Below are 12,504 nucleotides of genomic sequence, written 5' to 3' on the forward strand. Positions count from 1 at the left end.
CAGTCGGGAGCGATATCACTCGCCTGATGTAGGTAATTCTATCAGCTTCTCTAATTTCTGATGGACGAGGCTAGCGGGAATTGTCTCCATTTGCTGGCTTTCAGACATTTCCACCACCTGATTCATCCCATAGCCGCCAATCAGCCCTGGATCGGTCGGGCCGTACAGTGTGATATTCGGACGATCCAGTGCTGCTGTCAGGTGGCTAAGCCCGGTATCGACGGAGACGACTGCGTTAGCGCCCGCAAGCACCTCGGCGACCTGTTGCAGCGTCAGACGCGGTAAGACCTCAACGTGTGGGAACCCTTCCGCCAGCCGTAATGCGCGCTGGTGCTCATGTTCAGCTCCCCAAGGGAGTTTGATGCGTAGCCCACTTGGTGCCAATAGGGCAATCAGTTCACGCCAGTGTGCTTCTGGCCAGTGCTTTTCATCACGCGTTGTGGCATGGAGAAACACCAAATAGCGATTGGCATCTCCAGGTAATTGGGCGAGGAAGCGCGAGGCAATCGCATAATCACCGCGTTCGGTCGGTTTCTTATAGCCCAGACTGGCGGCAAGCAGCTCTCGCACGCGTTCTACGGCATGTTGTTGACGGCTTATCGGGTGGCGATAGTTATAAAACCAGCTTGCCAGAGGCTCACGAGCACTCTTGCAATCCAATCCGTGTTTCTTTCCGTTGGCGAGCCGCGTCACCAGCAGCGCGCTTTTAATCAGCCCTTGTGCGTCAATGACCGCATCATAGCGGTGCTGGCATAGTTGACGCTTAAACTCAGCACGTTCCTGACGTATCGGGGCGCTGAACCAGCTTTTGCGCCAGCGGCGGATCGCTACCGGGATAACGCGGGAAACCGCTGGGTGCCAGCTTGGAATTTGTGCGAAACCTTCTTCGACCACCCAATCGAACTGGATACCGGGAATAGCCTGCATCGCGTCGGTCAAGGCTGGCAACGTATGCAGCACATCACCCATCGACGACGTTTTCACAATCAGCACTCTCATGCATCTGCTCCCGGAATGAGACTTCCTTCCGAAATGAGATACTTATCCAGCGCGCTGAGCACGCGTTCGGGCTGAATATCGATCAAACTCTGGTGATAACCTTGTTCGGCATCCCCTTTGCGCACCCGGTGATAACCGGTAATCAGGCGAATCACCTCGGCTTGATGAGATAACGGTGGAGTAAAATCGGGGCTACTCGGGCCATAAAGCGCGACAAGTGGGCGATGGAGCGCGGCCGCAACGTGCATGAGCCCTGAGTCATTGCTGACGACAGCATGGCAGGCAGCAATCAGCACCACCGCCTGTTCCAACGAGGTGCTTCCCGCCAGATTGGCGCAATACTGACGTGCGTCTTCCGTCAATCCCTGCAGGATATCGTCACAGGCTGCACGATCGTTGGCCGAACCGAACAGCGTTATCTGGTAGCCGCGTTCAATCAGCGCTTGCGCCAATGCGGCATAGTGATAATCCGGCCAACGCTTGGCAGGGCCGAACTCGGCTCCGGGGCAAAAGCCGATAATGGGGCGCGCATCGCTGAGACCAAAGGTTTGCGTCATGTCCGCTATTTCGGCCTGATTGACCCGTAACTGTGGCCAAAGCAACGGCTGCGGAAGATCTTCAGCACGATGAATACGGCTACGATCATAGGCTAATGCGGTGTAGCGCTGAACCATCAGCGGAAAGGCGGCTTTATCCAGCACGCGTAAGTCGTTCAACAGTCCATAACGCATTTCGCCGCGCCAGCCTGTGCGCTGCGGAATGTTGGCAAAGAACGGCACCAGCGCAGACTTAAAGGAGTTGGGCAGCACGTAAGCGCGGTCATAGCCCGCATCACGCAGCGAGACGCCAAGACGGCGGCGTTCCCCCAGTTCAAGTGCGCCGTGACCGAGCGGCATGGCTAACGCCTGATTGACTTCCGGCATCCGTGCCAGCAGCGGGCGGCACCAGGCCGGTGCCATCACGTCAATGACCGCTTCCGGGTGTTCAGCCTTTAATGTGCGATACAGGCTGTGCGACATCATCATATCGCCGACCCAGGAAGGGCCGATGACCAAAATTTTCATACCGCTTATGAATCCTTATCCGATTAAACGGTACGGTTCAGCCAGGCCATATATTCCGCTACGCCTTCGGCGACGGTTTTGAACGGCTTATCGTAGCCCGCAGCACGCAAGTTAGTGAGGTCAGCCTGCGTATAGGCTTGATAACGGCCTTTCAACTTCTCAGGGAATTCGATGTATTCCACGCTGCCTTTGTTATGGAAGGCCAGCGTGGCGTCGGCGACAGCCTGGAAGGATTCGGCACGACCGGTGCCGCAGTTGAAGATGCCGGAAACACCGTTCTGCCAGAACCACAGGTTGACGGCGGCGACATCACCGACGTAGATGAAGTCACGTTTGAAGCTCTCGCTACCGGAGAACAGCTTCGGATTTTCACCCTGATTAATTTGGTTATTTAGGTGGAACGCGACGCTTGCCATACTGCCTTTGTGACCTTCGCGCGGTCCATAGACGTTGAAATAGCGGAAACCGCAGATCTGCGATTCTGCTTCCGGCAGAATCTCACGCACGTATTGATCGAACAGGAATTTGGAATAGCCATAGACGTTCAGCGGCTGCTCGTATTGACGGTCTTCGATGAAGTTATCGTTGCGGCCGCCATAGGTCGCGGCAGAAGAGGCATACAGGAACGGAATACTGCGATCGAGGCAGTAGTGCAGCACGTCTTTGGAATACTGATAATTGTTATCCATCATGTATTTGCCATCCCACTCGGTGGTGGAAGAGCAAGCACCTTCATGGAATACGGCATCGATATCGCCCAGATCGTCACCCGCAACGATGCTGGCGATGAAATCTTCTTTATCCACGTAATCTGCGATGTCCAGATCGACCAGATTGACGAACTTGGTGCCGTCTTTCAGGTTATCGACAACCAGAATGTCTCGGTAGCCGATGTTATTCAGAGCTTTTACGATATTGCTGCCGATAAAACCGGCTCCGCCAGTAACGATAATCATGGACGCGACCTTTGTTAATCTTGCCAGTGAGGCACCGCGCCCCACGCTGTTTATGACCGCTATAATAGCATTTCATTTTACTACTAGCAGCCAGAGGTTAATTTATCCCGTGTTGCCCCGCTTTTTTAAGATGATTCAGGCCGTGACGACGCCAGCATTTTCAGACTGTTTACCCCGCATTTCTGCCCATATCCGCTAGCTTAAAAACCATAAAGCGATCTTTTTATGGGAGAGTGACGCTATGCCTGCCGCATTTTATCAGCAACTTACGACACAAATTATGGCTGCACGCACCGAGGGCGTATTCAAGGAAGAACGCATCATCACCTCTGCGCAGCGAGCTGAAATCGAGGTGGTGGACAGCGACCGCCTGCTCAACTTCTGTGCCAATAATTATCTTGGCCTGGCGGACAGCCCCGAGCTGATTGCTGCCGCAAAGTCCGGGTTGGACAGCCACGGCTTCGGTATGGCATCGGTGCGCTTTATCTGCGGAACGCAGGATATCCACAAACAACTGGAGCGTAATCTGGCGGATTTTCTGGGAATGGAGGACGCAATTCTCTATTCCTCCTGCTTTGATGCTAACGGCGGGCTGTTTGAAACGCTGATGGGGCCGGAGGATGCGATTATTTCCGATGCGCTTAACCATGCCTCGATCATTGACGGTGTCCGGTTATCGAAGGCGCGGCGCTACCGTTATGCCAATAACGATATGAACCAACTGGAAGCACAACTGCAACTCGCCAGAACGGAGGGGGCGAAACACATCATGATTGCCACCGACGGCGTTTTCTCAATGGATGGCGTGATTGCGGATTTGCAGGGGATTTGCGATCTGGCCGATCGTTATGACGCACTCGTGATGGTTGATGATTCCCATGCGGTGGGGGTTGTCGGTGAACATGGGCGCGGGACGCATGAATATCGCGGGGTAATGGACCGCGTCGATATCATTACCGGCACGTTAGGCAAGGCATTGGGTGGTGCATCGGGTGGCTATACGGCGGGCAAACGTGAGGTGGTCGACTGGCTGCGCCAGCGCTCTCGGCCCTACCTGTTTTCCAACTCGCTTGCGCCAGCCATTGTCACCGCGTCGCTCAAGGTGCTGGAGCTGCTGGAACAGGGCGGAGAACGGCGTGAGTGCCTGTGGGCAAACGCCCGTTTGTTTCGTGAAAAGATGACCGCCGCCGGGTTCACGTTAGCGGGGGCCGATCACGCCATTATTCCCGTGATGCTAGGCGAGGCGCAATTGGCACAGGATTTTGCGCAGGCGCTACAGCGGGAAGGCGTTTATGTCGCAGGCTTTTTCTATCCTGTTGTTCCCCTTGGTCAGGCGCGTATTCGCACTCAAATGTCGGCTGCTCATACACCGCAGCAAATCCAATTCGCCGTCGAGGCTTTTATCCGCGTGGGCAAACGTTTGGGTGTAATCATCTGAGGACATCGTCATGAAAGTACTGGCAAAACTGCGGCCGGAAGAAGGTATCTGGATGATGGATGCCCCCATGCCGGAGCTTGGACATAACGACATTATGATTAAGATCCGCAAAAGCGCGATCTGCGGAACGGATGTGCATATCTATAACTGGGACGAGTGGTCGCAGAAGACCATTCCCGTTCCCATGGTCGTTGGGCATGAATACGTGGGTGAAGTCGTTGCTATCGGCCAGGAAGTTAATGGCTTTCATATTGGCGACAGAGTCTCGGGTGAAGGACATATTACCTGCGGCTACTGCCGCAATTGTCGTGCAGGGCGGCGTCATTTATGCCGCAACGCCATCGGTGTTGGAGTAAACCGTCCCGGTTCGTTCGCGGAATATCTGGTGATCCCTGCCTATAACGCATTTCGTATCCCCGACAATATTCCCGACGAGCTGGCCGCCATTTTCGATCCTTTCGGTAACGCCGTGCATACCGCACTTTCCTTCGATTTAGTCGGGGAAGATGTGTTGATTGCCGGAGCGGGGCCGATAGGCATGATGGCGGTGGCGGTGTGCCGTCACGCTGGCGCGAGGAATGTCGTGATTACCGATGTGAATGCGTACCGTCTGGAGCTAGCCAGTAAAATGGGGGCAACGCGTGTCGTCAATGTGGCAGAGGAAAAGCTGTCTGACGTGATGATAGAACTGGGCATGACCGAGGGGTTTGATATTGGGTTGGAGATGTCGGGCGCGCCATCGGCCTTTCGCGCCATGCTGAAAGCGATGAATCACGGTGGACGCATTGCTATGTTGGGCATTCCGCATGAGCCGATGTCGATTGACTGGGGTGAAGTGATTTTTAAGGGGCTGTTTATCAAAGGGATCTACGGACGGGAAATGTTCGAAACCTGGTACAAAATGTCGGCACTGATTCAGTCTGGGCTGGATTTGTCCCCGATTATCACTCACCGCTTTCATATTGATGAATTTCAGAAAGGGTTCGATGCCATGCGCTCGGGTCAATCGGGCAAGGTTATTCTCAGTTGGGATGAGACATAACCCTGCCGTGGATAACCCGTGCGAACACGCGTCTGAAGTTATGGCTGCTTGTGTGCTTCGGCGTCGGTGGGAGCAACCCAGGTCTGCCAGCGGTGCTTGATAAATAGCACCGGTACACTGTCCATAATGCTGCTACTCACCAGCCTGAAGAACACATCGTTCTTCACCGGTTCCGGCGGTTGCTTGACCTGACACTGCGGTATACCGCGGAACGGATTACGCGGCTTGGCTGGCGGCTGTGGCTCATACTGCCTCGTCGGTTCATTCAGCAACTGGCTGGGGCGCACTAAGACAATATCGGCATCCAGCGTGGGCAACATCTGCTGTAAGACACGGATGGTTGAAGGGTGAGGATGCCCGATAGCGATGGCGGAGCCGCTGCGACGGGCGATTTGTACCGCGCGGGCAAACTGCTTACGAATCTCAGCTTCGTTTTGCGAATCATCCAGAAAAACTTTGCGTTTGATGACCTTCACGCCCGTTCCTGCTGCGGCCTGACTCGATTGGCTGCTGCCAATCGTCATGCTATCGAGGAAATAGAGCTGATAGGCACTGAGCGCCTGCATGACTTTTTGCATGCCGGGCAGGCTGGCGGTCATCGCGCTGCCCATATGGTTATTCAACCCCACAGCGTAAGGCACGTTATTGACTGATTGGCGAATAATGCGCTGAATTTCGTCACTGCTCATGTCTGGGCGTAAGGTGTCACGCTCCAGTGGTTGTTTGCTCATCGGTGCCATCGGTAGATGGATCAGCACCTCACGCCCTTGCTGATGGGCTTTTGTCGCCATTTCACGAGCGTAGGGGGCGTTGGGCAATACTGCGACGGAAATCGCCGTAGGCATCGCCAGAATCTGGTTCTCATTATGTGGGCGATAGCCAAAATCATCGATCACGATGGAAAGCTTGCCGGCCAGTGCCAAGGGAGAAAGTGCGAACAGACTCAATGCCAATAACGGTGCTTTGGTTAAATAAGACAAGACTATCTTCCCAGCCAAGGTTGTGGATTGACCGCCTGACCCTGACGACGGATTTCAAAATACAGTCCGGGCTGGCTCTGCCCACCGCTGGTGCCGACCAGTGCGATGGGTTGACCCGCCTTGACCTGAGCACCAACGGAAACCAATGCGCTTTGGTTATAGCCGTACAGGCTCATATCACCTTTACCATGTTGCACAACCACCACCAGTCCGTAGCCTTGTAGCCAGTCGGCCATCAGCACCGTGCCATCAGCGATAGATTTCACTTCAGTCCCTTCCGGTGCGGTAATTACCAAGCCTTTCCAGCGTAGCTCACCCTGTAGCGGCTCGCCGAAACGGTGCTCGATACGGCCATTAACCGGCCAGATGGCTTGGCCGGAAGGTCGGCCTAAGCCGCCAGTACGCGCCATGAGTGAGCGCTCACCTTCGGTGGGTTTGTAGCTGCTGCCGCTGCGTTTGGCCTGCTCTTCTTTGGCGCGAACCTTGGCGGCCTCGCGTGCTTCCCGTTCGGCGCGGGCTTTTGCTTCTCGCTCGGCGCGGGCGATCTGATCGCGCAATCGGGTTTCATTCTGGCGCAATTCCGTCAACTGCTGCTGATCTTTTTCTAACGAGCTTTCCAGCGTCGACAGCGTTTTCTTCCGATCGGACTGCGCCTGTTCCAGCGTTTGCTGTTGTTGCTGCTGGTCACTTAACAGCGTTTTTTGCTGCGTCTGTTTTTGTTCCAACTGGCGTTTTTGGTTAGCCAACTCCACGCGGGTTTGCTGCAATTCGCTGATGGATTTCTGCCGCGCTTCATTCAGGTAGCCGAAGTAGGCGAGGATGCGCTCGTTGCGCTGGCTTTCCTCTCCGCTCAGCATGAGTTGCAGCGCGCTGTGCTGGCCTTGTCGGAAGGCGGCATCAAGCTGACGAGAGAGGAGCGTTTGTTGCTTATTTTGCTGAGATTGCAGTTTTGCGATAGAGGCACTGAGGCTGGTTAATTCTTTATTGAGTGTAGACAGCGTATTGCGTGTTTCATGCAGTTGGCGACTGGCCTGAGAGATGGATTGTTCCTGCTTTTTCAACTGCTGAACTAAGGTACTGCGCCGTTGCTGTTGCTGTTGGACGCTTTTTTCTTTCGCGGCGATATCTTGTTGCAGGGTTTTAAGCTGCGCCTGATTATCTTCTGCCTGGCCGAGCGCGGGCAACAGCAAAACGCCAACGCAGAGCGCGCTGGCGCAGCGGGTGAGCAGCCTTTGTAATGCAGATAACTGGCGATCGGCGCTACATGCTACTCGACTCTGTACAAATAACGCGTTTTTACTCATATCGATAAATTATTCCACGATGAACAGCGGCTTACCAGTTGTCTCTTGTCTGATTTCTATTTCCAGACGTGACAAGCATGGCACAAAGGCGCGTGTCTATGCGTATCAATAATAGATAAATGGAAAGCGCGCCGCAGATTCGATACGCTATATTGGCTTACTGGCTGTAATTGCCGTATCGCGCAGGTATACTCAGGAACCTTATATTTTTGTTGCTTAACTGATCCGGGAGTCGTTACACCCCATGCAAGAGATTATGCCATTCGTTAGCAAGAACCCTATTTTGAGCATCGCCTGGGTTGCGTTGTTGGTTGCGGTAATTGTACTTACTGTGAAGAGTAAATTGTCGAACGTGAAAGACGTGGTTCGCGGTGAAGCGATCCGCCTGATTAATAAAGAAGATGCTGTCATTGTTGATATCCGTAACCGTGACGACTATCGCCGTGGCCATATTGCCAGCGCATTTAACTTGTTGCCGAATGACATTAAAAACGGCAGCGTAGGTGAACTCGAAAAACATAAGTCGCAGCCGATTATCGTGGTCTGCGCCAACGGCCTCTCTTCACGCGAAGCGGCCGAGAATTTGCACAAAGCCGGTTTTGAGCGTGTGCAGGTACTGAAAGATGGTTTGGCTGGCTGGACCGGTGAGAATCTGCCTTTAGTCCGCGGCAAATAAAACAGTTTGTGGTAAAACTATCCGCATCGTGCCATGAGTGTCAGCCGTACACAGCGAAAATGGCAACGACTTGGCAGGATAACCGACAGGCTGATTGCAGTACGACATTGATTGCTGTGCGACAATGACAGAAATGTGCTGACGTCCGCCCACTTATGACGACGGAAGACGTCAAGAAAATCTAACAAAAGGGTATTACTTAACATGTCTGAACAAAACAACACAGAAATGGCTTTCCAAATCCAGCGTATCTACACCAAAGATATCTCTTTTGAAGCGCCGAATGCGCCTCAGGTGTTCCAGCAGGAATGGCAGCCAGAAGTAAAACTGGATCTGGATACGGCTTCTAGCCAACTGGCTGATGACATCTATGAAGTTGTACTGCGCGTGACCGTAACGGCTTCTCTGGGTGAAGAAACTGCGTTTCTGTGTGAAGTTCAGCAAGGTGGTATCTTTACCGTTGGTGGTATCGAAGGTACTCAACTGGCGCACTGCCTGGGTGCATACTGCCCGAACATTCTGTTCCCTTATGCGCGTGAGTGCATCACCAGCCTGGTTTCTCGCGGTACTTTCCCGCAATTGAACCTGGCACCGGTTAACTTTGATGCGCTGTTCATGAATTACCTGCAGCAGCAAACCGAGGGTGAAGGTGAAGGCGCTGCGCAGCATCAGGATGCCTGATGAACGCGTCTGACGCTTCCATGACTGTCATCGGTGCCGGTTCATACGGCACCGCATTAGCCATTACGCTGGCGCGTAATGGCCATCGAGTTGTGCTGTGGGGCCACAACTCTACGCACATTCAGGCGTTACAAACCGCTCGCTGTAATCAGGCATTCCTGCCTGATGTGCCTTTCCCTGATTCGCTACAGTTGGAAACTAATTTGGCGCAGGCACTCGCTGCTAGCAGAAATGTGCTGGTTGTCGTGCCGAGCCATGTGTTTGGTGATGTTTTACGTCAGTTGAAACCTCACTTGCGTGCTGATGCGCGTATCGTGTGGGCGACCAAAGGTCTGGAAGCGGAAACAGGGCGTCTGTTACAGGATGTCGCACGTGAAGCATTGGGTGATACCATCCCGCTTGCGGTGGTGTCCGGCCCGACATTTGCCAAAGAATTAGCGGCCGGTATGCCGACGGCGATTGCACTGGCATCAACGGACAGTGAGTTTGCTGATGACCTGCAACGGCTGCTGCACTGTGGGAAGAGCTTCCGCGTTTATAGCAACCCGGATTTTATCGGTGTGCAGTTGGGCGGCGCAGTGAAAAACGTCATTGCTATCGGTGCCGGAATGTCTGACGGCATTGGGTTTGGTGCTAATGCACGAACCGCCCTGATCACTCGCGGATTGGCGGAAATGACCCGGCTTGGTGCCGCACTGGGTGCTGATCCTACTACCTTCATGGGGATGGCTGGGCTTGGCGATCTGGTGCTGACTTGTACTGATAATCAGTCCCGCAACCGACGCTTTGGCATGATGTTGGGGCAGGGAATGGATGTGCAGAGCGCGCAGGATAGCATTGGTCAGGTTGTTGAAGGATACCGCAATACCAAAGAGGTTCTGGCACTAGCGCAGCGCTACGGCGTTGAAATGCCGATTACTGAGCAACTCTGGCAGGTTCTGTATTGTGGGAAAGATGCCCGAGAGGCGGCGCTGAGCCTGTTGGGGCGCACGCGTAAAGACGAAACCGCCAGATTGTAAAACACGTCGTTCTATGCGCTAACTCATTCGAGTTTCAGGACAAAACGTTAACGTTTTGAACAACGCAAAGCGTTGACTCTTTGGGTAAGGCATGTGTAGGTGTGCCGCGTAACGCAGCCAATGCACATGCAACCTGAAGTATGGCAAGTCTATGCTGGGCTTCCTAATCCTGGGGGCTCATAGTATCTTCATTTTCTTGTATACGAGCGGTGGCGCTACTAAGCCTGTCGTTTGAGAACAGATATACGCTGTGGTGTGTGGTATCTCGGAGAGTAAGGCAATGTCGACAGAAGAATTGGAACTGGTCTGGAGCAATATCAAAACAGAAGCGCGCAACCTCGCAGACTGTGAACCGATGCTGGCCAGCTTTTTTCATGCCACGTTGCTGAAGCACGAGAATTTAGGTAGTGCACTGAGCTACATGCTAGCGAACAAGCTAGCCAATTCTATTATGCCCGCGATCGCTATTCGTGAGGTGGTGGAAGAAGCCTACCGCGCCGAGCCGCAGATGATCGTTTCCGCCGCTCGCGATATCCAGGCGGTCTGTCTGCGCGATCCGGCGGTGGACAAATACTCGACGCCGCTACTTTACCTGAAAGGGTTTCATGCATTACAGGCTTATCGCATTGGCCACTGGCTTTGGTCTCAGGATCGTAAAGCGCTGGCGGTCTATTTCCAGAACCAGATCTCGGTTTCTTTTGGTGTGGATATTCACCCGGCGGCGAGAATCGGCTGTGGGATCATGCTCGATCATGCAACAGGTATTGTGATCGGCGAAACGGCCGTGGTTGAAAATGATGTCTCCATTCTACAATCCGTGACGCTGGGCGGTACGGGTAAAACCAGCGGCGATCGTCACCCTAAAATTCGCGAAGGTGTGATGATTGGCGCAGGGGCGAAAATTCTGGGGAATATTGAGGTTGGCTGTGGCGCGAAAATTGGTGCTGGTTCTGTCGTGTTGCAATCGGTGCCTCCACATACGACGGCGGCAGGGGTTCCGGCCCGCATCGTCGGTCGCCCGGAAAGCGATAAACCCGCGATGGATATGGATCAGTATTTCAACGGTATCAACCGTGGTTTCGAATATGGCGACGGCATCTAGCCTCGCGACATAGGTTCTTCATTATCCCTTGCTGAATATAAACCACCGATAAATAAGGTGGTTTTTTGTTATTGCAGCTAAGAAACGTCTGAAAGCAACGCTTGGTTCGCTATCTATTTAAGCACTGTCGCTGTTTATCCCTTCATAATAGGTCGTTTTAGTTTCCCGTTTATATATACCCGTCATACTTCAAGTTGCATGTGTGTTGGCCGCGTTTAGTCATCCGAATCACTTACCTGAGTAAGGTCATCGGGATGCCTTCTCTTGCCACCTTCCTGAAATTCGAATTATTTAGGGTATAGGCAGATTACGTGAACTAAACTATATATTTTGGTAACCATCGGAATAGCTTTGCTTGGATCACCTTTGTTTGAATGGAATCGTGACGCTGTTACAGAGAACCTTATATGCATTTGAAGCGAGCTTTAATCACGTTGAGTTTGATTACTCTACCTATCATCCCTTTTTCGAGTTACGCAGTAGAAAGCATAAATAATACGGGCAGCATGGAAAGCCCTGCATCCGTCGCGGCGGATTCTACGTCGAATAAGCAGGATGAAAGTTGGTGGCAGAGAAGTAAACACAACCTGTCTGCGACCTGGAATACGTCGCAGAGCCACGATATTTATATCCCAGCGATCACTTGGCATAACCGCTGGACGTATGATAAAGAAAAGACTGACAAATATAATGAAAGGCCGTGGGGCGCGGGTTACGGTGTTTCCCGTTTGGATCAGGATGGCGATTGGCACGGGCTTTATATCATGGCTTTTAAAGACTCCTTTAATAAATGGGAGCCTATTGGTGGTTACGGCTATGAAAAGCGCTGGCGGCCCACCCACGATCAGGATTTTCAACTAGGTCTGGGCTTTACGGCGGGTTTCACTATGCGTGATAACTGGAACTATATCCCGATCCCTGTATTGTTGCCCTTGGCGTCAATAAGTTATAGCAAACTCTCTTTTCAGGCGACGTATATTCCCGGAACGTATAATAACGGTAATGTCTTCTTTGCCTGGTTTAGATGGCAGATTTAGAAAGTTTCTTGGGAATATCTTAGGAACAAAGGGGACCTACACTCGGAATCATCCGAGCAGCATAGTCAACGCACAAGTAACTTGAAGTATGAAGAATACGTGCTATCAGCTTTAACGGCCTCGAATGTTGAGGTCATTAAAGCTGCGTTGGTTATTAGTATAATACTGGAATTATCTGTTAATACGGAATTTTACATCATAGTTTA

The 12,504-nt window shown here is 52.7% G+C and carries 12 protein-coding genes; 7 read left to right on the forward strand and 5 right to left on the reverse strand.

Going from position 1 to position 12,504, the window contains the following annotated elements:
• Positions 1-15 precede the first annotated feature (15 nt).
• Genes rfaC through rfaD form a run of 3 tightly spaced genes read right to left on the reverse strand, consistent with a single transcriptional unit; the run spans position 16 to position 3,019 of the window.
• On the reverse strand, positions 16-999 hold the full coding sequence (rfaC, locus tag A8F97_RS19605) for a lipopolysaccharide heptosyltransferase RfaC (protein ID WP_033072472.1): 984 nt from the start codon (positions 997-999) through the stop codon (positions 16-18).
• Positions 996-2,063 (reverse strand): ADP-heptose--LPS heptosyltransferase RfaF, encoded by a 1,068-nt coding sequence (rfaF, locus tag A8F97_RS19610; protein WP_033072473.1) that lies wholly within the window; start codon positions 2,061-2,063, stop codon positions 996-998. The genes rfaC and rfaF overlap by 4 nt, the downstream gene beginning before the upstream one ends.
• Before the next feature lie 23 nt (positions 2,064-2,086).
• Positions 2,087-3,019, reverse strand: a complete 933-nt coding sequence (rfaD, locus tag A8F97_RS19615; RefSeq protein WP_025919714.1) for an ADP-glyceromanno-heptose 6-epimerase — start codon at positions 3,017-3,019, stop codon at positions 2,087-2,089.
• Positions 3,020-3,260: 241 nt separating this feature from the next.
• On the opposite strand from rfaD, the gene A8F97_RS19620 reads away from it, so the two are divergent.
• Both A8F97_RS19620 and tdh read left to right on the forward strand, forming a co-directional pair.
• Positions 3,261-4,457 carry a glycine C-acetyltransferase gene (locus A8F97_RS19620; RefSeq protein WP_014701944.1) on the forward strand — a complete coding sequence of 399 codons (1,197 nt, stop codon included), beginning with the start codon at positions 3,261-3,263 and terminating at the stop codon, positions 4,455-4,457.
• 10 nt (positions 4,458-4,467) lie between these two features.
• Complete coding sequence (tdh, locus tag A8F97_RS19625; protein WP_033072474.1) at positions 4,468-5,499, forward strand: L-threonine 3-dehydrogenase; 1,032 nt, start codon at positions 4,468-4,470, stop codon at positions 5,497-5,499.
• Between the two features lie 38 nt (positions 5,500-5,537).
• On the opposite strand, the gene A8F97_RS19630 is transcribed toward tdh, so the two are convergent.
• Both A8F97_RS19630 and envC read right to left on the reverse strand, forming a co-directional pair.
• Positions 5,538-6,479 carry a divergent polysaccharide deacetylase family protein gene (locus A8F97_RS19630; RefSeq protein WP_033072475.1) on the reverse strand — a complete coding sequence of 314 codons (942 nt, stop codon included), beginning with the start codon at positions 6,477-6,479 and terminating at the stop codon, positions 5,538-5,540.
• A gap of 2 nt (positions 6,480-6,481) precedes the next feature.
• On the reverse strand, positions 6,482-7,783 hold the full coding sequence (envC, locus tag A8F97_RS19635; RefSeq protein ID WP_025919710.1) for a murein hydrolase activator EnvC: 1,302 nt from the start codon (positions 7,781-7,783) through the stop codon (positions 6,482-6,484).
• A 244-nt stretch (positions 7,784-8,027) separates the two neighbouring features.
• On the opposite strand from envC, the gene A8F97_RS19640 reads away from it, so the two are divergent.
• From A8F97_RS19640 to pagP, 5 genes are all read left to right on the forward strand, one after another.
• Positions 8,028-8,459, forward strand: a complete 432-nt coding sequence (locus A8F97_RS19640; protein WP_005968345.1) for a rhodanese-like domain-containing protein — start codon at positions 8,028-8,030, stop codon at positions 8,457-8,459.
• A gap of 204 nt (positions 8,460-8,663) precedes the next feature.
• Positions 8,664-9,140, forward strand: coding sequence for a protein-export chaperone SecB (gene secB, locus A8F97_RS19645; protein ID WP_014701940.1), 477 nt, complete (start codon positions 8,664-8,666; stop codon positions 9,138-9,140).
• On the forward strand, positions 9,140-10,159 hold the full coding sequence (gene gpsA, locus A8F97_RS19650; protein WP_033072476.1) for an NAD(P)H-dependent glycerol-3-phosphate dehydrogenase: 1,020 nt from the start codon (positions 9,140-9,142) through the stop codon (positions 10,157-10,159). Before secB ends, gpsA begins: the two co-directional genes overlap by 1 nt.
• Before the next feature lie 280 nt (positions 10,160-10,439).
• Positions 10,440-11,261, forward strand: a complete 822-nt coding sequence (cysE, locus tag A8F97_RS19655; RefSeq protein WP_014701938.1) for a serine O-acetyltransferase — start codon at positions 10,440-10,442, stop codon at positions 11,259-11,261.
• Positions 11,262-11,668: 407 nt separating this feature from the next.
• Positions 11,669-12,298, forward strand: coding sequence for a lipid IV(A) palmitoyltransferase PagP (gene pagP / locus A8F97_RS19660; protein ID WP_014701937.1), 630 nt, complete (start codon positions 11,669-11,671; stop codon positions 12,296-12,298).
• Positions 12,299-12,504: the final 206 nt, after the last annotated feature.

This window comes from Pectobacterium parmentieri (genome assembly GCF_001742145.1).
In the GTDB taxonomy this organism is placed as follows: domain Bacteria; phylum Pseudomonadota; class Gammaproteobacteria; order Enterobacterales; family Enterobacteriaceae; genus Pectobacterium; species Pectobacterium parmentieri.

Excerpts from the sequence above, each read along its gene's own strand:
- rfaC (WP_033072472.1), bottom strand. The coding sequence starts at position 999 with ATGAGAGTGCTGATTGTGAAAACGTCGTCGATGGGTGATGTGCTGCAT.
- rfaF (WP_033072473.1), bottom strand. The coding sequence starts at position 2,063 with ATGAAAATTTTGGTCATCGGCCCTTCCTGGGTCGGCGATATGATGATG.
- rfaD (WP_025919714.1), bottom strand. The coding sequence starts at position 3,019 with ATGATTATCGTTACTGGCGGAGCCGGTTTTATCGGCAGCAATATCGTA.
- A8F97_RS19620 (WP_014701944.1), top strand. The coding sequence starts at position 3,261 with ATGCCTGCCGCATTTTATCAGCAACTTACGACACAAATTATGGCTGCA.
- tdh (WP_033072474.1), top strand. The coding sequence starts at position 4,468 with ATGAAAGTACTGGCAAAACTGCGGCCGGAAGAAGGTATCTGGATGATG.
- envC (WP_025919710.1), bottom strand. The coding sequence starts at position 7,783 with ATGAGTAAAAACGCGTTATTTGTACAGAGTCGAGTAGCATGTAGCGCC.
- A8F97_RS19640 (WP_005968345.1), top strand. The coding sequence starts at position 8,028 with ATGCAAGAGATTATGCCATTCGTTAGCAAGAACCCTATTTTGAGCATC.
- secB (WP_014701940.1), top strand. The coding sequence starts at position 8,664 with ATGTCTGAACAAAACAACACAGAAATGGCTTTCCAAATCCAGCGTATC.
- gpsA (WP_033072476.1), top strand. The coding sequence starts at position 9,140 with ATGAACGCGTCTGACGCTTCCATGACTGTCATCGGTGCCGGTTCATAC.
- cysE (WP_014701938.1), top strand. The coding sequence starts at position 10,440 with ATGTCGACAGAAGAATTGGAACTGGTCTGGAGCAATATCAAAACAGAA.
- pagP (WP_014701937.1), top strand. The coding sequence starts at position 11,669 with ATGCATTTGAAGCGAGCTTTAATCACGTTGAGTTTGATTACTCTACCT.